This is a genomic window from Streptomyces sp. BV286 (assembly GCF_019090165.1).
Lineage (GTDB): Bacteria > Actinomycetota > Actinomycetes > Streptomycetales > Streptomycetaceae > Streptomyces.
The window spans coordinates 14,785-34,582 of sequence record NZ_JAHRIB010000004.1 but is presented as its reverse complement, the minus strand read 5'-3'; the positions used below and the strand labels follow the sequence as shown (position 1 = coordinate 34,582).

Here is a 19,798-nt window from a genome sequence, read left to right as displayed (position 1 = left end):
GCCGTTCGGCTCGCAGGCGCGGCGGTGCGACGGGCCTGCCGGTTCGAGGGACCTGGCGACGCGACGGCGCCCGCCCCCGAGTGAGGGGACGGGCGCTGCCTGGAGTCGCATGTGCGGTGGTGCCGGCGACCGTGTCACCGGTCGTGTGTCCGGCGGCGCATCCGGTTGTGCGTGCGTCCGGTTGTGCGTGCGTCCGGTTGTGCGTGCATCCGGTTGTACATGCGTCAGGCCCTACGTGCGTCAGGCCCTACGTGCGTCAAGCCGTACGTGCGTCAGGCCGTGACGGGCTCCGTGGTGCGCTTCTCCTCGGCCGTCGCGGACGAACGGCCTGCGAAGAACCGGTCGAGGCCGAACGCGCCCGAGCCGGTGAAGACGAGCAGGAGCATCGACCAGCTGTACATGGCCGCAGCTTCACCGTTGTTGTCGATCGGCCACAGGGCCTCGGGCTGGTGGACCTTGAAGTACGCGTAGGCCATCGCGCCGGAGGCGATGAACGCCGCGATGCGGGTGCCGAGGCCGAGCAGGACCAGGGTGCCGCCGACGAGCTCGATGACAGCCGCGTACCAGTTGGGCCAGGCGCCCGTTTCGACGGTGGCGCCCTTGCCGTCCACGCCGCCGAGGACGCCGAGGAGCGATACGGCGCCGTGGCAGGCGAAGAGCAGGCCGATGACGATGCGGAACAGGCCGATGGCGTACGGCTGGGCGCTGTTGAGGCGTCCGGTCATGTGGGGGAACTCCTTCGGTCTGAGTGCGGTCCTGGGGGGACCGGTGGGGGACGGAACCGAGTGAGTGCTCCACGTTAGGTCTGCCTGTTCAACGCTTGCAAGTTCAACTTTTGGCCATGGTTCAGTCATCGAAGTGGCTGTCGAACAGGGCTCCACCCCCTGTCCGGCCTGGGCGGCGACCGCCCGAAGCGCGGCCCGGCGCCGGCTCGGCGGTGTCCGGCGGGGTGACCGAGTCCACACGCGGACGGCACCGGCCGCGGTCACCTGACGCACGTCATCCGGCCAGGCGTCGTTCGCGAACTACCTTGATTGCGCACGTATATGACGGAACATCAGATATCGAGGGATGGGGCGCCTGCCCGGTCCGCGCGAACAACTCGTCCGCCCCTACCCGTCCGCGCTTCGCCTGTCCGCCCTTCACCCGTCGGCGCCGCCGTCACTCCCGCGGCCGCGGAATACCCGCGGCCGCGGGCTAGCTGAGCTCCGATTCGTCGATCGTCCGCAGACTGGCCCCGCCGCCGCGATCCTCCCGCGCGTGGTCGAGCCGGAGCCGGGCCGAACGGCCGCGCAGGGTCAGCGTCATGAGCTGGTTGCCGAACCAGGGGCCCCCGGTCTTGCGCCAGTCGACGGGCGGGGGCGTGACCCTGCCGTGCCGGGCGAAGCGGCGGCCGATGGCCCGGCCCACCCCGCTCCAGCCGAAGCGGAAGCCGATCTTGATGTAGGGCGGGATGGAGTTGTGGACGGGGGAGCAGGTCAGCTGGACCACCCGGGCGTCCGGCCCCGGCAGGCCCTTCCGCCAGACCGGCTCGGCGATGTACGCGTGGTGCACGTCCCCGGACAGCACGCACACCGTCGCCGGTGCCCCGGGGCCCGAGCCGGCCTCGGCGATCAGCTCCGCCAGCGCGTCGAAGGACGACGGGAACGCCGCCCAGTGCTCCAGGTCGGCCGCCCGCCGGAGGTTCTCCCCCCGCCGCGCCCAGCGCTGGCCCCGCTCGCCCCGGCACATCGCGGCGTTCCACGCTTCCGCGTCGTGCACGAGGTTGGGGAGCAGCCAGGGCAGTGAGGTCCCGATGAGGAGGTGGTCGTACGCGCCGGTCCCCTCCAGTGCCTGTTCCCGGAGCCAGGTCCACTCCTCCTCGTCGAGCATCGAACGGTTCTGCTCGTCGAGGACACGGGCGGCGCGGCTGTCGACCATCAGGAGGCGGGCGCGGCCGAAGTCGCGGCGGTAGCTCCAGCGGACCGAGGCGGGCTCGGCGTCGGCCCGGGACGCGAAGTCGCGCAGGGCGTCCGTGCCGTCGGGGGTGGCGCGGACGGCCGCGTACAGGGGGTCCTCGGCGAGGTGGTCGGGGGAGAGGTTGCCGAGGTGCTGGTGGACCCAGTACGACATCAGGCCGCTCAGGACACGCTCGCGCCACCAGGGAGTGGCCCGCATGTCGGTGACCCAGGCCTCGCTGGTGTTCCAGTCGTCGATGACGTCGTGATCGTCGAAGATCATGCAGCTGGGCACCGTGGAGAGCAACCAGCGGACCTCGGGGTCGAGCCACGATTCGTAGTAGAGGTGCGTGTACTCCTCGTAGTCCGCGACCTCGGCGCCCGGGGCTTCGTGCAGGCCTCGGCGGGCCTTCAGCCAGTGGCGGGTGGCCTTGGACACCTCGTCCGCGTACACCTGGTCGCCCAGCAGCAGCAGGACGTCCGGGCGCTCGCCCTGCGGGTCCCCGGCGATCCGGGCCGCGAGGGTGTCCAGGGCGTCCGGGCCCACCGGGTCCTTCTCGCCGGCGGGCGGCGAGGCCCAGCGGCAGGAGCCGAAGGCGACCTGGACGGCCTCCTGGCCGTCCACCGGGGTGTGGATGGCGGAGGGCGGGAACGGCGAGTCGGGCAGGGGCCAGACCTGCGCCCCGTCGAGCAGGACCTCGTACGCGGAGGTCGTGCCCGGTGTCAGTCCGGTCACCTGGACCAGGGCGTAGTGATGGCCCGCGATCTGGAAGGTGCGGGTCTCACCGCCGGCGCCGTCCGCGCAGCGCACCTCGGCCGTGCACGGACGGCTCGCCTCGACCCAGACGGTCGCGGACGAGCCGTCGACGTACCTCAGCAGTGGACCCAGGCGCAGATTCGCCACGTGATCAGCCTCCTCCATCGCCCCGTACGGTACGGAACGACGGAGGTCGGTGGGGAGGTTCCGGCGAGAGATCGCGGCAGATCCCGGGGACTTTCGGTCAGCGGCTGCGGCAGATCCCGGGACTTCCGGTCAGCAGCCGCTGAGGACCGAGCTGAGCTTGCTCTTCTCCGCGGAGTCGACGGAGAGGTCGTAGTAGTACTTCACCTGGACCCAGGCGCGCACGTAGGTGCAGGCGTAGGCGGTGCGGGACGGCATCCACTCGGCCGGGTCCTGGTCGCTCTTCGACTGGTTCACGTTGTCCGTGACGGCGATGAGCTGGGGGCGCGTGAGGTCGTTGGCGAAGGCCTGGCGCTGCGAGGTGGTCCAGCTGTCGGCGCCGGAGTCCCAGGCCTCGGCCAGCGGGACGAGGTGGTCGATGTCGAGGTCGGAGGCGGCGGTCCAGGTCGCGCCGTCGTAGACGGAGTACCAGCTGCCGCTGGTGGCCGCGCAGGCGGAGCTGGTGACGACGTTCGTGCCATCCCGCTTGAGGACCGTCTCACGGGTGTTGCACGTGCCGCTGATGGTGATCCAGTGGGGGAAGAGATCACGGTTGTAGCCGGTGCGGTCCTCGGTCGCCACGGTGAGCGAGGCGAGGTAGGTGCGGGCGGTGGCGGCGCTGACCGGGGTGGGCAGGGCGGCGGAGGCGGCCGGGCCGTTGAAGAGGCCGGCCATGGCTATCAGTCCGGTGAAGGCGGCGGCTAGACTCAGCCGTCGACGCGCGTAGAACCTGGGCATGCGAACTCCCTTGGGGCGGGGGGAAGTTGACCAGCGGGCGACTGAATGCTCGCGGTGGCCGGTTTCCGGGAGATGAGCGTCAGGTGAGAAGTTAATGACGCGGGCATGACACGACAAGGTTTATGGCGGGACTTTCGGGTCGGGCCGCCCGGTTTGTCGTGCCCTTGTGCGGAATGAGTCCCCGGGAGTGGTGGCGGGATCGCCCCTTTGTTTTGTACCGTGGGGGAACAAAGTGGCTCCCGTCCGTTCTCCCTGACCGGCGGACGGGGCCGCCTTGTTCCCCGGGGGCCGTGCGTGGCCCCCTCTTCCACGCTTTGGAGCATGCCGATGACGGCCACGACCGTGCTGACCGCCCGTGCCCTGCTGCTGGACATGGACGGCACCCTCGTCAACTCGGACGCCGTCGTCGAGCGCGTCTGGCGCGGCTGGGCCGACCGGCACGGGCTCGACGGGGACGAGGTCATGAAGGTCGTCCACGGACGGCAGGGATACGCGTCGATGGCGGTGCTGCTGCCCGGCCGGCCCATGGAGCAGAACCACGCGGACAACGCGCGCATGCTCGCCGAGGAGACCGCCGACATGGACGGGGTCGTGGCGATCCCCGGGGCCGCGGAGTTCCTGGCCTCCCTGCGCGGGGTGCCGCACGCGCTCGTGACGTCCGCGGATGTGGCGCTGTCCGCCGCGCGGATGGGGGCGGCGGGACTGGCGCTGCCCGAGCTGCGGATCACCGCCGAGTCCGTCGGGGCGAGCAAGCCGGATCCCGAAGGGTTCCTGAAGGCGGCGGCCGAGTTGGGTGTGGCGCCCGAGGACTGTGTGGTGTTCGAGGACTCGGGGGCGGGGATCTCGGCAGGGCGCTCCGCCGGAATGCGGGTGGTCGGGGTGGGTCCCCGGGCCGCGTTTCATCGGCCGGACGTGGTGGTGCGGGATCTTCGGCAGGTTCGGGTCGAGGTCATCGAGGGTGTCGACGGTGCTGAGGGTGGGGCGGTTCGGCTGCACGTGGGGTGACGTGCGGGTTCGGGTTGACGGGGGACGGCTCGGGGCGCCAGGGGTTGTGGGGGAGGGTGTGGGTGCTTCGTGGCTGGTCGCGCAGTTCCCCGCGCCCCTGAAGGGGCGGGGCTGCGGGTGGGGGTTCGGCGCCCCCGCGCGCCTGAAGACGGGGCGGGGTTACGGTTCTGACGTTTCCGTTTCCAGGCGGTTCCTGGTTTCTTCGGCGTACACGCCCGGTTCCTCGTTGATGCCCCGGGTGACCTGGTAGTTGCGTACGGCGTTCTCGGTCCGGTTGTCGTAGTCGCCGTCCGAGTTGCCCACAAAGAGTGCCAACTGCTGCAGGCGGAGCTGGAGTTCGGTGACCTCCGGGCCGGTGTCGCCGCGGCGCAGGACCGGCTGCACGCCCTTCTCCGGTGGGCCCGAGGGCGGCCGGGTGGTACCCGTCGGGGAGTCGGCCGACGGCGTACTCGACGTGCTGGCCGCCCGGGACGGGGTGGGCGGGGCGGCCGGCCGTGTGGCCGACGGTGTGACGCTCGGACTGGGCGACGCGGACGGGGACGCCGACGGCGACGGGCTCGGTGACGCGGAGGCCGACGGCGACCGCTCCTCCACGGACGCGTCCGGCACGCTCGCGCGTATGTCGTCCGGCGCGGCGCTGTCCCGCGACGGCGACTCGTACGAGAACAGCCCGCTCGCGAACCCGGCGGCCGCGACCACGACCGCGGTGGCGCCGGCGCCCACGAGCGCGAAACGGCGGCGCCGGCTCGGGACCTCGGCGGAGTCGTCCGGGAAGTCGGCGGCAGCGGGGGCGGGGGCCGCATCGGGGCCGGGTGGCCGGGTGTCGAAGAGATGGGTGCCGACCGGGTGCGGCAGGGCCGCCAGGCGGGGCAGCCGCGAGGTCGCGTCGGTGTCGGCGAACGCGTCGGCGGGGTGGGCCCCCGGAGTGCCGGACGCCCCAAAGGCGTCGAGCGGACTCTGATGCTCCTGTGAGCCCTGTGAGCCCTGTGAGTCACGTAGGTCCGGTGGGCCGTGCAGGCCCGTGTGGCCGGCCGAGGGCATGGGTGTCGCGAGGGTTTCCCGGCCGTCGGGCCCCGCGTGGCCCTGCGGCCCGGGGTGGCCCCCGGTTCCGTACGGGGCGGAGCCGTCGGTGCCGTACGAGGCGGGTGCCCCGGTGTACGGGATCCCCGTGCCGCCCGTGCTTCCGTGTCCGGTGAGACCCCCGGCCCCGGGCGGCCTCTCGCTCGCGGTGCCGGTCGGGGCCGTGGCCGCGGCCGACCGCGAGCCGGGCCCGGGGTGGTCCTCAGCGGTCGCCGGTTCGGTGGAGGTGCCCGGGGATGCGGCGTCGGCCGAGGTGTCCCTTACCCCCAGGTCCACGTAGGGGCGGATGCGCAGCGGGTCGAAGTCCTCCGCGGCGGCCGCCTCCGCGGTGCGGGTCTCCAGGAGCTCGTCCGCCGCTCTGCGGGCGCAGCCGCAGGCGGGGGAGCCTCCCGGCTCCCTAGGTGTCCCGCATTCCGGACATATATGACCGCTCCGGTCACTCACGTGTGGATCCCTCCCCATTCGAACACCAGCGATTATGCAGACCCCCTCCACACAATCTCCCGGATACCCCCGGAATCCAGGGCTCCTGGCTGGATTCAACAGGCCATAACCGGTCACACCGACCAGGATGGAAGAGCAACGGGATTCTCGTGGCCGGGAGGTCTTCATGGCCGGGGACGCGCACGGTTCGGACGGCGTGAACACACGGAAGACATCCCGCGACGCCCGGAACCGTCCGCGCGGCGCACCGGCCGGTCAGGAGCGGAAGCCGGGCGGTGTCCTCGTCCCGATCGGGGCGCTGCTCCTGGGGCTGCTGCTCGCCGCGCTCGACCAGACGATCGTGTCGACCGCGCTGCCGACCATCGTCAGCGACCTCGGCGGCCTGGACCACCTCTCGTGGGTCGTCACGGCGTACCTGCTGGCCTCCACGGCCGCCACCCCGCTCTGGGGCAAACTCGGTGACCAGTACGGACGCAAGAAGCTGTTCCAGATAGCCGTCGTGATCTTCCTCATCGGCTCCGCGCTGTGCGGCATGGCGCAGAACATGCCCCAGCTGATCGCCTTCCGTGCCCTCCAGGGCCTCGGCGGCGGCGGACTCATCGTGCTGTCGATGGCGATCGTCGGCGACCTCGTCTCCCCGCGCGAACGGGGCAAGTACCAGGGCCTGTTCGGTGCGGTCTTCGGCGCGACCAGTGTCCTCGGGCCGTTGCTCGGCGGCCTGTTCACCGAGCATCTGAGCTGGCGCTGGGTCTTCTACATCAACCTTCCCGTCGGGATCGTCGCGCTCGCCGTCATCGCCGCCGCCCTGCACATCCCGGTCCGTTCCCGGCGCCACACGATCGACTACCTCGGCACGCTCCTGATTGCGTCCGTCGCCACCTGCCTGGTCCTCGTCGCCTCGCTCGGCGGCAACACCTGGGCGTGGGACTCGCCGCAGATCGTCGGGCTCGCCGTACTGGGCGCCGTGCTCATCGTGGTCTTCGTGGCGGTCGAGCGCCGCGCCGCCGAACCGGTGCTCCCGCTGAAGCTGTTCCGGATCCGCACCTTCACCCTCGCCGCGGTGATCAGCTTCGTCGTCGGCTTCGCGATGTTCGGCGCCATGACGTACCTGCCGACGTTCCTCCAGGTGGTCCAGGGTGTCTCGCCCACCATGTCGGGCGTGCACATGCTGCCGATGGTGGCCGGACTGCTGGTCTCCTCGACCGTCTCCGGGCAGATCGTCAGCCGCACGGGCCGCTGGAAGGTGTTCCCCATCGCGGGCACGGCCGTGACGGCCCTCGGGCTGCTCCTCCTGCACCGCCTCGACGCGGACAGCTCCACGGGCGAGATGAGCGCGTACTTCCTCGTGTTCGGCCTGGGGCTCGGCCTGGTCATGCAGGTCCTCGTCCTGATCGTGCAGAACGCCGTCTCGTACGAGGATCTGGGCGTCGCGACCTCCGGCGCCACCTTCTTCCGCTCCATCGGCGCCTCGTTCGGTGTCGCCATCTTCGGCTCGCTCTTCGCGAGCCGCCTGAGCGACGAACTCGCCACCGTCCTGCGCGGCCAGGAGCTCCCGCCGAGCCTCGGCGCCGACGCGCTGAAGTCCGATCCGAAGATCATCGCCGACCTGCCGCCCGCACTCCGGGCGCCCGTCGTCGAGGCGTACTCCGTCTCCATCACGGACGTCTTCCTGTACGCGGCGCCGGTCGCCCTCGTCGGGTTCGTGCTCGCCTGGTTCCTTCGCGAGGACCGGCTGCGCGCCTCGGTGACGGCGCCCGACGGCACCCAGACCCTCGCCAGCAACCCCGTGGAACGCACCTCGTACGACGAGGTGTGCCGCGCGCTGTCCGTGCTCGGCACCCGGGAGGGGCGGCGGCAGATCTACGAGAAGATCACCGCCCGGGCCGGGTACGACCTGCTGCCCGGCGCGAGCTGGCTGCTGCTGCGCATCCGGCGTCACGGCTGGGCCGAAGCGGCCACCCTCGCCGAACGCAGCTCGGTTCCCCTGCACATCGTCATCGCGGCCGCACGCCAGGTGGAGGAGCGGCGTCTCGTCGTGCGCGAGGGTCTCGATCTCGTCCTCACCGAGCAGGGCCGTGAGGTGGCCGAGAAACTGGCCGCGGCCCGGGAGGACTCCCTCGCCGAACTCCTCGGTGACTGGTGGGGACCTGACCGGCCCACCGACCTCACCCAGCTGGTGGCGGAGCTGAACGCCGAGATGTGCGGTTCCGACGAGGAGCGGCCGCACGACGGGGCGGCGCCCGGGCCGGCCGGCCGGGCCTGGCTCGGCAAGTGAGGTGCCCCGGCGCCGCCTTGCACCACCGCGGCGAACGGGAACCGTTCCGGGAGCGCCCTGACCGGCGCCGCCCCTTCTCCCGAATGTGACTGTTGCCGTTTGGACGGCCCACTCCGGGCAACCCGACCTGTGAAGCGGCCCACTGGTGGCCCACTGGGCCCAGAACCCGGAAGGCAATCCATGTCCACAGGCGTGATCATCGTTCTGATCGTGGTCGCGGTGGCCCTAGCCGCCGTCGTGATCGCACGGCTCGTGATGGCCCGCGGTGCGGGCGGCGGGCGAGGTCTGAAGCGGCGCTTCGGGCCCGAGTACGACCGGGCGGTCGCCCGGCACGACGGCGACACCAAGGCTGCCGAACGCGAGCTCGAGGAGCGCGTGGAGCGGCACGGGTCGCTGCGTACGCAGCCGCTGGACCCCGCGGCGCAGGACCGGTACGCGGTCCGCTGGACCGCGATCCAGGAGCAGTTCGTCGACTCGCCGCGTGACGCGGTCGTCGAGGCGGACCGGCTGCTCGCCGAGGTGGCGGGCGCGCGCGGGTTCCCGGACGGTGGCCGCTACGAGGAGCAGCTCTCCGCGCTCTCCGTGCACCACGCGCACCACGTGAACGGCTACCGGCGCGTCCACCTGGCCGCGCACGCGAACGGCGCGGACGCCGGCCGGGCCGGTACCGAGGAACTGCGTGAGGCCCTGGTCGAGGCCCGGGCCCTCTTCGAGGACCTGACGACTTCCGGCCGTGACGACAGGGCGCGGCTGGGCAAGGCCGAGCAGGGCGACGCGGAAGCAGCCGCGAGCTCCCGGACCGACAGCTCCCGCGGCCGTTCGCACGCGCCGTGGGCGCTCAACAGGCGCCATGTGAAGGGGAGTTGAGAAGCATGCAGGACAACACTGCGGCTGGACCGTCCAAGGACCGGCGCGGCGAGCGGGACGACGTGACGAGGACACCGGGAACGGGTGGCGCGAGCAGGACCGGCGGTGGCGGTGACACGGTGCGCGAGAGTGTGATCGGGCGCGAGGGTTCCGGTACGCGTACCGGCGCTGCCTCTGCCGTCCCCGGCACGTCCGCCGGTGCGGGTGAGCGTGAGACCTCGCCCCGCGCCCCCGAGGGCGTCGGGGCACGGGCCGGGTCGGGCACGCGTGACGACGTGCTGGGCGGCCGTGACACGGCGGGCCAGGACGGTGTGCGCGGCGGCCGGGACTCGGCGGCCCGTGAAAGCGTGCCGGCCCGTCCGGACTCGGTGGAACGCGACGGTTCACCGGCTCACGAGGGCGGCATCCCCGGCCCGGCGGGAGCGGGAGCGGGTGCGGGTGCGGGTGCGCACGAGGACGGCCACGGCGGCCGGAACCACGCGTCCCGCGACGGCGTCGTCGGCGCCGGGACGAGGGCGAGCGGCGGGAGCGCCGAGAACGTCGGCGGGCGGCTCATGCCGCACGACGAGGGCGACAAGTGGTCGCTGCGGCTGCAGCACGCGGTCACCGCGTTCGTCGACGGGCCGCGCGGCTCGGTCGAGGAGGCGGACCAGGTGCTGCAGGAGGTCGCGGAGCGGTTCGCCGACGCCGTGACCCAGCGGCGGCGCACCCTGCGTACGTCATGGCAGACCACCGGCGACGACAAGACCGACACGGAGCAGCTGAGGCTGGCCCTGCGGGACTACCGCGAACTGGCCGAACGGCTCCTGAAGATGTGACCCACCCTGTGACCCACCCGCGACCCACCCGCCCCCGCCAACTCCGTTGCGCGGCAGGTGACTTGGGTGATCAGACGGAAGGCCCCGTCCGGCGGTGCGCGGACGGGACACGAGTGGGCCCCGCCCGGCACATCGCCCGGGCGGGGCCCACTCGTGTCTGCCTCGGCGCGTCCCGCCCCTGATGTATCAGCCGGCGCGGCGCTCGTGCCACGCGCGGACGATCTCCTCCACGTCGTACGGCTTGAGGCCCAACGGCGGTCCGGGCGGCGGCTTGAACATCATCTCGCGGATCTTCGCGTTGATCTCCGTGACGATCCGGCGCACCACCCGCTCCGAGGGCGCCCCGGCGGCCTCCTCCAGCGCGTCCTCCGCCTCCTTGCGCAAGGCCAGGGTCGGGGGCAGCACGGACATGCCCTCGCGGGCCATCTTCTGCTTGATCCACCACAGTTCGTCGTACGACGTGTCGGGTCCGCTCGGCAGCGGCCTGCCCGCACCGGCGAGTTCGGTGAACTCGCCGCGGGCCTCCGCCTCGCGGATCTGCTTGTCGATCCAGGACTCGAAGCTGACACCGGGAGGCTTGCGCTCGGTCATGGGTCCATTGTGCCGGAGGGCGCGAGAGCGCCCCGAGCTGTATTGCGACTGTGCGGGACGCTGCACGTCCGGGCGATTTATCATTCGGCGGCGGTACGTCGCCGGGCATCGACAGTGTCCCGGCGCGGCACGACTGGAATCGCGGGAACGCGCGGGAACGAAGGAGCGCACGTGCTCGAACTCACCATGGCCTCGGTGTCCGGGACGGACGCCGGCGCGACGGCCGGAATGCAGATGGCCGACGCGCCGAGCGAGCCGGGCGCCATGCTGCGGGTGGGGCGCGACCGGGGCGCCTGCCGCCTCGCGACGCCCGACGACTGGCTGTTCGTCTCCCGGGTCCACCTGGAGTTCCTGTGCGGACCCGAGGGGACCTGGCAGGTGACCTGGCTGCGGGGCACGCACGACGACCCGTCCTCCGAGGTGCGGTTCGCGCTGGTGGGCGGGGCCCCGCAGGCGCTCCCGTACGGCGGGACGGCGAAGCTGCCCCCGGGCGGTGCCGGCGAGATCGTCATCCACGACCGCACGAGCCCGTGCAGCGTGAACGTGGGCTTCTACCACGAGGCCTGAGAGCCCCGAGGGCGACGGTCCCGCGCCCGGTCGTGGGCGGAACGGGCCGGCGCCCCGATGTGGGCGGGAGGGGGCCGGCGCCCGGACGCGAGCGGAAGGAGCCCGTGCGGGGTGTGAGCCGCGCCTGGGCCAACAGGCCCTGGGCCGACAGGGCCTACGGCAGGACGCGCGCCAGCGCGAACCCGTCGTACCCCTTCGCTCCCACCGTCTGGATCGCCGTGGCACTCAGCCTGGGGTGCCCGGCGAAGAGTTCGAGGGCCTCGCGGGTGCCCCGCACGCTCGGGTCGTCGCTGGTGGCGTCGGTGACGGCGCCGCCACGGACGACGTTGTCGAGGATGATCAGGCCGCCCGGGCGGGAGAGCTTCAGCGACCACTCCACGTAGTGCGGGTTGTTCACCTTGTCCGCGTCGATGAAGACCAGGTCGAAGGGGGCGGACTGCTCCTCGGCCAGCTTCGCCAGGCTGTCCAGGGCGGGCCCCACACGGACCTCGGTGATCTTGTCCAGGCCGGCGCGGGCGAGGTTGCGCCGGGCCACCTCGGCGTGGTGCCCGCTGTACTCCAGGGTGATCAGCCGGCCGTCCTGCGGGAGGGCGCGGGCCAGCCAGATGGTGCTGTATCCGCCGAGCGTGCCGATCTCCAGGATGCGGGTCGCACCCTGGACCGCGGCGAGGAGGTGCAGCAGCTTGCCCTGGGGCGGGGCGACGTTGATCGGCGGCAGCCCGGCGGCGTCACTGTCGCGCAGCGCGTCGTCCAGGGCGGCGTCCGGCGGGGTGAAGAGGCCGGTGAAGTAGTCGTCCACGTCGTGCCAGAGCTGCGGATCGGTCATGCGACATACCTTTCGCCTGCCTAGTTAGACGACCTAACTAGTCGCGTCGCCGAATATAGCCGGTCACCGGCACGTTGACTGGTTGTATTTCCGTCACGCCCGCGCGTCGCGGCGTGCCAGGGGTCCGCATCGGCCGTACAACACCTTCATCCGGACAAAAGGCTGGAGGACGTCAGGTGAAGTGGGGGTTGCCTGCGTCTCACGTCGGGGGTGGTGCGAGCCTCATATGGTTCGGACAGGAATCAGGCGCACGCGACTCATGGGACTCATGGGATGCAGGGGACGAACGGGGCGGGAGGGCCGACGGCGCGTGGCGAACGTGGAGCACGGTGGACGACCAGGTGACGCCTTCGGGGCGGCGGGGCCCGGGGCGGCGAAGGCACGGCTGGGCATGGTCCGCGCGGGCCTCTGGCTGGTCGCCGCCGTGCTGGCCGTACGGCAGGTCGCCGTTGTCCTGAGCACGCCGAAAGGTGAACGGCTGACGGACCTGGAGACCTGGGTCGGACCCGACGGCGTGCTGCACGTGAACGGATCGCTGTACGACTCGACGCGGTTCACGGGCACACCGCTGGGCGGACTCGTCCTCAAACCCCTCACCCGGGCGGCCGAACAGGCCCTCGGCTGGGGCTGGACCTTCGGCACGCTGCTGCTGGTCGCCGCCCTCGGCCTGGTCGCCGCCCGCGCACTGCCGCAGCCCGTGAGCCGTCGTACGGCCTTCCTGGCCGCTCCGGTCGCGATCACCCTGCTGATGCTGTCGCTGCCCGTGCGCAACACGCTGTATCTCGGCCAGACCAGCATCATCCCCGTCCTGCTGGTGCTCCTCGGTTGCTTCGCCGTGCGGGGGGAACGGGCGAGCGGGGTACTCATCGGCCTCGCGGCGGCCCTGCAGCCGACCGTGCTCCTCTTCGCGCCGCTCCTGTGGTTCACCGGACGCCGCCGGGCCGCCGCCTCCACCGGACTCACCTTCGCCGCGCTCACGGCGCTCGCCTGGGCGGCGATGCCCCACGACTCGTACACGTACTGGGTGCACCACCTGGCCGGGGTCGGCCTCGGTCTGCCCGCCGACGACCTCGCCAACCAGTCGCTGCACGGGGCGCTGCTGCGGATCGGCGTCGAGGGCCCGCCGGAGATCGCGCTCTTCCTGACGCTGGGCACGGCCGTCGCCGTGCTCGGACTGCGCCGCGCCGTGCGCTACGCCCGCGACGGGCAACTGCTGCTCGCCGTCGCGATCACCGGCTGTGTCGCCGTCCTCGTGTCGCCGACGACCTGGCAGCACCAGCTGCTGTGGGTGCTGCTCGCGCTGGTCGGCCGGGTCGGGAAGAAGGCGGGCGACCGGTACGTGTGGCCGGTCGCCGTCATCCTGGTGATGACACTGCCGGCGAAGATGATGCTGCCGAACATGGAGTCGCTCTACCCGCTGCGCGACAACGTCGTCCTGCTCGCCGCCCTCGCCGCGGCGACCGCCGTCCCGTTCCTGTCGCGTACGTCCGAGTACTACCGCTCGCCGGTCCCGACGCGGTACGCGCAGCCCGTGCCCACCCGGTGGAAGCGGGTGCCCCTGCTGCCGTTCCTGCGCCGGGTCCTCACCCGGCCGAACCTGCTCCTCGAACTGCTGCTGATCCGTGTCGGCTACTCCGCCTACCAGCAGGTCAGGCTCGCGGCGACCGGAGGCACCAACAGCGGCGGCCGGGCCACCGCCGAGCAGCACGGCGAGCAGATCCACTCGATCGAGAAGTTCCTCTTCATCGACATCGAGCACTGGGTCAACCACGCGGTCGTGCGGGTGGGGTGGCTGGAGGACTTCTTCAACTTCTACTACACGTCGTTCCACTTCGTGGTGCCGCTGAGCGTCCTCGGCGTCCTGTACGTCCGCCGGCCCGCCGACTACCGCTGGGCCCGTTCGGCGCTCGGCTTCGCCACGCTGTTCGCGCTCGTCGGGTTCTGGCTCTACCCGCTGGCCCCGCCGCGGCTGATGCCGGGTCTCGGCTTCATCGACACCGTGCACGGCGTGCAGGACTTCACCCAGCCGGACTACGGGACGCTGACCGCGCTCACCAACCAGTACGCGGCGATGCCCTCGCTGCACTTCGGCTGGTCGCTGTGGTGCGGGCTCGTCATCGCGATCCTCGCCCCCCGGTGGTGGATGAAGGCTCTCGGCCTGCTGCACCCGCTGTTCACGGTCTCCGCGATCGTGGCGACCGGCAACCACTGGGTGCTGGACGCGGTGGGCGGCGCGGCCGTCGTCGGCGCCGGCTTCGCGCTGACCCATCTGCTCCAGGGACCGAGGCCGAGGCCGCGGCCCCTCACGGAACCTGCCGAGGAGGCCGGCATCGCGGAGCCGGTCCCGGCGAAGGGCCGTACCCCGAGCTGATCCGGTACTCGCCCGGCTCGGTCACCGTCAGCCGCGTGAACTCGCCCTCCTTGTCGAGGCAGCCGCCCTCGGCGTACAGCCAGGGCGAGAAGGCGACCCGCACGGTCACCGGTCCGGGGCGCGGGACACGCACCACGATCTCGGCGCTGTCGGCCCGCAGGACCGTGGCGGGCGGCGACACCAGCGGCACCGCCCCGCGGACCCGGTAGATCCGCCAGTTCGCGTCCCGCCACACCGGCTCCAGCCACGGGGTGCCGCCCCTGACCAGACGCGCCTCGTCCTCCGCGAAGCCGTCCGGCTTCCCGGAGGGCAGCACGACGAAGCCGACCGCCCACCGGTCCAGCCAGGCCCGGTACGTCCTCTCCGAGAACGTCCCGTCGTAGAAGAGACGGCCGCGCTCCATGTCCAGCTGCCGGTTCCAGCCCCGTGCGAGGTTGACGTGCGGGGCGAGCGCGGTGGCCTCGCGGTGGTTGCGGGCCGGGACCACCTCGACCCGGGTGCGGTCGGCGCCGAGCCGGTCGAGGGCCTCCACGACGCTGGTCGTGTCGTGGGCCCAGGCGGGCACCACCGTCGACACCTCCAGGTCGTCGACGGTCTTCTTGCCCACCCAGCCCACGGAGAAGACCAGCGCCATCGTGAGCGCGACGCGCCTTCTTCTGTTGCTGCGCCACCGGTGGGCGTCGGCCTTCGAGGTGTGCCGGGAGCCCGGCACGGCGAGCAGCGCGGCCAGCAGGGCGGCGGGCGCGAACAGCTCCGCGAGGCGTTCCACGTTCGTGCCGACGGGCGAGGGGACCAGATACGTGAGAACCGTCCCGGCCGCGTACACGACGGCACCCCAGCGCAGTACCCGCCACCCGCGCGGGGCCAGCGTCAGCACGACGACACCGATCACCGCCGGCGGCCAGATCCGGGCGGCGGGCATCAACTGCTCCCCGGTGAACGGGAAGAGCAGGGTGGTCGCGCCCACCACCACGACCGGGGGCACGATCAGCGCGGCGGCCCGGCCCCGGTCCCGCACGAGGGCGTGGCCGGCGCCCGCGACGACCAGGAACAGGCCTGCCACCGGGCTCGCCATGGCCGAGAGCGCCGCGTACGCCACGGCCTGCGGTATCCGCCGCTCGCGGGTCAGCAGCAGGCAGGCGGCGAGTCCGAAGGCGACTCCGAGCGCGAACGTCGTACGCCCCGACGCGACGTTGCACCACAGCGCGAGCGACGCGAGCAGCGCCGGGCCGAGGGGGCGGCGGATCCCCGTACGGACGATGAGCGCCGCGGCCAGCCAGGCGGCCAGCAGCCCGGCCGCCACGGTGACCGTCCGCACGCCGAAGGCGGCCATCAGATAGGGCGAGATCAGGCTGTAGTTGGCGGTGTGCATCCCGCCGTACCAGAAGAGGCTGTACGCCGAGTCGCCGTGCCGGGATGCGAAGTCCGCCCAGGCCTCCTGGGCCGCCAGATCACCGCCGCCGGTGGCGAGGAACAGCCACCACACGACGTACAGCGGCACGGTCGCAAGGGTGGCGAGGAGGGGCACTCGGCGTTGTCCCGGAACCGGCCGGAGGTTCCGCTTCCGCAAGGAGCCGACGCCTTCCGCCCGGTGGGGGGACGGTTCGGCTGCGACCACGGCTCGGCGTTTCCGTTCGAAGTCTTCGAAGGTGTGCGTTGTCTGTGCCACCCGTGAAGACGTGCCAGGGAGTGGAAACGTTCCTCCCGCCCGGGTCCGGTGGGACCCGGGGGAGGCAGGGGCGGGGCGTAGGGGGGAATGCCCCTGCCTCCCACGAAGCGGGTCACCGGCGGCTCAACCGGCGCTGACCTGCAGTTCCTTGACGCCGTTGATCCAGGCCGAGCGCAGTCGGCGCGGGGCCCCGACCAGACGCAGGCCGGGCATCGCGTCGGCGATCGCGTTGAAGATGAGGTCGATCTCCAGGGTGGCCAGGGACTTGCCGAGGCAGAAGTGCGGGCCGCCGCCGCCGAAGCCGAGGTGCGGGTTCGGGTCCCGGTTGATGTCGAAGACCTCCGGCGTGTCGAAGACCTCCGGGTCGTTGTTGGCGGACGAGTAGAAGATGCCGACGCGGTCGCCCTTCCTGATCAGCTTGCCGCCCAGTTCGGTGTCCTGGGTCGCCGTGCGCTGGAAGGAGACGACGGGTGTCGCCCAGCGGACGATCTCCTCGGCGGCGGTCGCCGGGCGCTCCCGCTTGTAGAGGTCCCACTGGTCGGGGTGGGTGAGGAAGGCGTGCATGCCGTGCGTGATGGCGTTGCGGGTCGTCTCGTTGCCCGCGACGGCCAGCATCAGCACGAAGAAGCCGAACTCGTCGGAGGCGAGGTTGCCCTCGTTCTCGGCGGCCACCAGTGTGGTGACGATGTCCTTGGCGGGGCACTGCTTGCGGTCGGCGGACATGTTCATCGCGTAGGCGAGGATCTCGGTGGCCGACTCCTGGCCGACCTCCTCGGTGATCGCGTACTCCGGGTCGTCGTACGCGATCATCTTGTTGGACCAGTCGAAGATCTTGGCCCGGTCGTCCTGCGGGATGCCGATCAGCTCGGCTATCGCCTGCAGGGGCAGCTCACAGGCGACCTGGGTGACGAAGTCGAAGGAACCGCCGGGGCCGGCGTCCGCGAGCGCGGTCTCGACGATCCGGACCGCGCGGCCGCGCAGGTTCTCCTCCAGGGCGCGGATGGCGCGAGGGGTGAAGCCCCGCTGGACGATCTGGCGGACCCGGGTGTGCTCGGGCGGGTCCATGTTGAGCAGGATCAGCCGCTGGGCGTCGATCGCGTCGCGCTCCATGTGCTCGTTGAAGCGGATGATCGCGGTGTTGAGGGTGGAGGAGTACAACTCGGGGTGCGTGGAGACGTACTTGACGTCGGCGTGCCGGGTGACGGCCCAGTAGCCCTCGTCCTCGAAGCCTGCGAGATTGGGCGGCTGGGGGATCCAGCGCACCGGTTCGGCCTGACGCAGCTCGGCGAACTCCGGGAGGGGCACGCGGTGGTGCAGCAGATCGGGGTCGGTGAAATCGAACCCGTCGGGCAGCGCTGGACAGGGCATCGGCAACTCCAGGTCGTGCGACGGTCGGGTTCTGTGCTGGTGGTGGGCACTGACTGTCGAGTTCTGACGGCCCATCAGGAACCGGGAATTGCCGTGAAGGTAGTAACGGGTTCTACAAGAGGCAAGAGGCGCGGCACCCCGAATTGCGTGCGGGATCGGTGCAGATCGCGACTTCGGGAGCTGCACGACCCTTGCGGTGGCGGACGCCGTGTCAGCAGACTGCAGACAGAACTAGAACGCGTACTAGTTCAGCGTGGCGGGTGGGCCGGGACGCCCGCGCCGCGCGGGTGACCCGAGGAGAGGAACTCCCCATGGCCGCGGAACCCGTGATCGTCGAAGCCGTACGCACGCCCATCGGCAAGCGCGGCGGCGCGCTCGCCAACCTGCACCCCTCCTATCTGCTGGGCGAGACCTACCGTGAGCTGCTCGGCCGTACCGGCATCCACGCGGACTGCGTCGAGCAGATCGTCGGCGGTACGGTGACGCACGCCGGTGAGCAGTCCATGAATCCCGCCCGCACGGCCTGGCTGGCCATGGGGCTGCCGTACGAGACGGCGGCGACGACGGTCGACTGCCAGTGCGGCTCCTCGCAGCAGGCCTCGCACATGGTCGCCAACATGGTCGCGGCGGGCGTGATCGACGTCGGGATCTCGTGCGGCGTCGAGGCCATGTCGCGGGTGCCGCTGGGCTCCGGGTCCAAGCACGGGCCGGGCAAGCCGTTCCCCGACGAGTGGAACGTGGATCTGCCGAACCAGTTCGAGGCGGCGGAGCGCATCGCGCGCCGTCGCGGCCTCACCCGCGCCCACGTCGACTCGCTGGGACTCGTCTCGCAGGAGCGGGCCGGGATCGCCTGGTCCGAGGAGCGCTTCAAGCGCGAGACGTTCGCCGTGCAGGTGCCCACGACGGAGGACGAGCAGAGTGCCGGGCAGGGCATGTGGCGGCTCGTCGACCGGGACGAGGGGCTGCGCGACACCTCCATGGAGGCTCTGGCGCGGCTGAAGCCGGTCATGCCGACGGCCGTCCACACGGCGGGCAACTCGTCACAGATCTCCGACGGAGCATCCGCGATCATGTGGGCGTCCAAGCGGATGGCGCGGGCGCTGAAGCTGCGGCCGCGCGCCCGGATCGTCGCCCAGGCGCTGGTGGGCTCCGACCCGCACTTCCACCTCGACGGGCCGATCGACGCGACGAAGGCCGTGCTGGGCAAGGCCGGGATGTCCCTGAAGGACATCGACATCGTCGAGATCAACGAGGCCTTCGCCTCCGTGGTGCTGAGCTGGACCCGGGTCTTCGAACAGGACCTGGAGAAGGTGAACGTGAACGGCGGCGCGATAGCGCTGGGTCACCCGGTGGGGGCGACGGGGGCGCGGCTCATCACCACGGCGCTCCACGAACTGGAGCGGCGGGACAAGGAGTTCGCGCTCATCACGATGTGCGCGGGCGGAGCGCTGGCCACGGGGACGATCATCCAGCGGTTGTAGCTCTTGCAGTGGTTGTGGCGGCTGGAGCGGCTCCAGCGGCTGAAGCCGGTGTCCGCTGTCCGGTGCCGTTGTCCTGTGACCGGATGGAGTCCCCGCTCCGGGACTCCGGACGTGTCCCACCGGCGCATGGCGAAGGCGGCGGCCCGGGGATCGGGGCCGCCGCCTTCGCGTACGGGGGTGTCGTGCGGGCCGGTCAGTACCAGCCGTTGGCCTGCCAGAAGTTCCAGGCGCCGACGGGGCTGCCGTAGCGGGACTTCATGTAGTCGAGGCCCCACTCGATCTGGGTCTTCGGGTTCGTCTTCCAGTCGGAGCCGGCCGAAGCCATCTTCGAGCCCGGCAGGGCCTGGACCAGGCCGTAGGCGCCGGAGGAGGAGTTCGTGGCGTCGACGTCCCAGCCGCTCTCGTGCTCGACGATCTTGGCGAACGCCTTGTACTGGGCGTCGTTGTGGATCATCTTCTGCGCGATCGCCTTGGCCGAGGCGGAGGTGGCCGCCGTAGGGGTGGCGGCCTGGGCGGGAGACGCCGCGATCACCATGCCGGTGGTGGCGGCTGCCACGGCGACACCGGTGAGGGCCCTCTTCGGGGAGGCGATGCGACGAATGCGGGTGGAGAAGGACACGGAGAACCTTTTCTTCGGGGACGGGACGGTCGCTCGTACGCCGTGACGTGCAGCCCTGGCATGCGGCGGCGCCGAGGCCCGGAGGGGCACGTCGGCGCCTTGCGACTCCTCCAGAGAACCAGGCCGGCAAGGCGTCCGCAATGACCCCTTTTGCTAGTTGTGGTCGTATGTGCCGGAAAAGGTCCTTCTGTGACGTGGCTCT

The 19,798-nt window shown here is 71.6% G+C and carries 16 protein-coding genes; 7 read left to right on the top strand and 9 right to left on the bottom strand.

Annotation, left to right across the window (positions count from 1 at the left end; genetic code table 11):
* Window positions 1–272 precede the first annotated feature (272 nt).
* The 3 genes from KUF83_RS00480 to KUF83_RS00470 form a co-directional block, all read right to left on the bottom strand.
* Entirely contained in the window at window positions 273–725 is a 453-nt protein-coding gene (locus KUF83_RS00480) for a DoxX family protein (protein WP_217452462.1), read from the bottom strand.
* Between the two features lie 472 nt (window positions 726–1,197).
* Window positions 1,198–2,841, bottom strand: a complete 1,644-nt coding sequence (locus KUF83_RS00475; protein WP_217452461.1) for an alkaline phosphatase D family protein — start codon at window positions 2,839–2,841, stop codon at window positions 1,198–1,200.
* A gap of 129 nt (window positions 2,842–2,970) precedes the next feature.
* A complete protein-coding gene (locus KUF83_RS00470) occupies window positions 2,971–3,615 on the bottom strand; it encodes an HNH endonuclease family protein (protein WP_217452460.1) in 645 nt (214 codons plus the stop codon).
* 321 nt (window positions 3,616–3,936) lie between these two features.
* Here KUF83_RS00470 and KUF83_RS00465 point away from each other — a divergent pair, with 321 nt between their 5' ends.
* Window positions 3,937–4,620: an HAD family hydrolase gene (locus KUF83_RS00465; protein WP_217452459.1), complete on the top strand. Its 684-nt coding sequence runs from the start codon at window positions 3,937–3,939 to the stop codon at window positions 4,618–4,620.
* A gap of 159 nt (window positions 4,621–4,779) precedes the next feature.
* Here KUF83_RS00465 and KUF83_RS00460 read toward each other — a convergent pair whose 3' ends face one another.
* Window positions 4,780–5,976, bottom strand: coding sequence for a peptidoglycan-binding protein (locus KUF83_RS00460; RefSeq protein WP_217452458.1), 1,197 nt, complete (start codon window positions 5,974–5,976; stop codon window positions 4,780–4,782).
* A gap of 334 nt (window positions 5,977–6,310) precedes the next feature.
* On the opposite strand from KUF83_RS00460, the gene KUF83_RS00455 reads away from it, so the two are divergent.
* The 3 genes from KUF83_RS00455 to KUF83_RS42930 all read left to right on the top strand — a co-directional run bounded on the left by KUF83_RS00455 (window position 6,311) and on the right by KUF83_RS42930 (window position 10,104).
* The gene (locus KUF83_RS00455; RefSeq protein ID WP_217452457.1) at window positions 6,311–8,419 is read left to right on the top strand and encodes an MFS transporter; all 2,109 of its coding nucleotides are present in this window, start codon (window positions 6,311–6,313) and stop codon (window positions 8,417–8,419) included.
* 180 nt (window positions 8,420–8,599) lie between these two features.
* Window positions 8,600–9,286, top strand: coding sequence for a hypothetical protein (locus KUF83_RS00450; RefSeq protein ID WP_217452456.1), 687 nt, complete (start codon window positions 8,600–8,602; stop codon window positions 9,284–9,286).
* Window positions 9,287–9,291: 5 nt separating this feature from the next.
* Window positions 9,292–10,104, top strand: a complete 813-nt coding sequence (locus KUF83_RS42930; RefSeq protein ID WP_254643158.1) for a hypothetical protein — start codon at window positions 9,292–9,294, stop codon at window positions 10,102–10,104.
* 186 nt (window positions 10,105–10,290) lie between these two features.
* Here the strand turns inward: KUF83_RS42930 and KUF83_RS00440 are convergent, their stop codons facing one another.
* A complete protein-coding gene (locus KUF83_RS00440) occupies window positions 10,291–10,695 on the bottom strand; it encodes a DUF1992 domain-containing protein (protein WP_217452455.1) in 405 nt (134 codons plus the stop codon).
* 171 nt (window positions 10,696–10,866) lie between these two features.
* On the opposite strand from KUF83_RS00440, the gene KUF83_RS00435 reads away from it, so the two are divergent.
* Window positions 10,867–11,262, top strand: coding sequence for a hypothetical protein (locus KUF83_RS00435; protein WP_217452454.1), 396 nt, complete (start codon window positions 10,867–10,869; stop codon window positions 11,260–11,262).
* 154 nt (window positions 11,263–11,416) lie between these two features.
* Here the strand turns inward: KUF83_RS00435 and KUF83_RS00430 are convergent, their stop codons facing one another.
* Window positions 11,417–12,088, bottom strand: coding sequence for an O-methyltransferase (locus tag KUF83_RS00430; RefSeq protein WP_217452453.1), 672 nt, complete (start codon window positions 12,086–12,088; stop codon window positions 11,417–11,419).
* A gap of 310 nt (window positions 12,089–12,398) precedes the next feature.
* On the opposite strand from KUF83_RS00430, the gene KUF83_RS00425 reads away from it, so the two are divergent.
* Window positions 12,399–14,459, top strand: a complete 2,061-nt coding sequence (locus KUF83_RS00425; protein WP_217452452.1) for a bifunctional glycosyltransferase 87/phosphatase PAP2 family protein — start codon at window positions 12,399–12,401, stop codon at window positions 14,457–14,459.
* Here the strand turns inward: KUF83_RS00425 and KUF83_RS00420 are convergent.
* Window positions 14,392–16,029 (bottom strand): hypothetical protein, encoded by a 1,638-nt coding sequence (locus tag KUF83_RS00420; protein ID WP_217452451.1) that lies wholly within the window; start codon window positions 16,027–16,029, stop codon window positions 14,392–14,394. The two genes, KUF83_RS00425 and KUF83_RS00420, sit on opposite strands and share 68 nt — an antisense overlap.
* A gap of 222 nt (window positions 16,030–16,251) precedes the next feature.
* Window positions 16,252–17,496, bottom strand: coding sequence for a cytochrome P450 (locus KUF83_RS00415; protein ID WP_217452450.1), 1,245 nt, complete (start codon window positions 17,494–17,496; stop codon window positions 16,252–16,254).
* Between the two features lie 311 nt (window positions 17,497–17,807).
* Between KUF83_RS00415 and KUF83_RS00410 the strand changes: the two genes are divergently transcribed.
* The gene (locus KUF83_RS00410) at window positions 17,808–18,977 is read left to right on the top strand and encodes a steroid 3-ketoacyl-CoA thiolase (RefSeq protein ID WP_217452449.1); all 1,170 of its coding nucleotides are present in this window, start codon (window positions 17,808–17,810) and stop codon (window positions 18,975–18,977) included.
* 193 nt (window positions 18,978–19,170) lie between these two features.
* Here the strand turns inward: KUF83_RS00410 and KUF83_RS00405 are convergent, their stop codons facing one another.
* Complete coding sequence (locus KUF83_RS00405) at window positions 19,171–19,596, bottom strand: transglycosylase SLT domain-containing protein (protein ID WP_217452448.1); 426 nt, start codon at window positions 19,594–19,596, stop codon at window positions 19,171–19,173.
* Window positions 19,597–19,798: the final 202 nt, after the last annotated feature.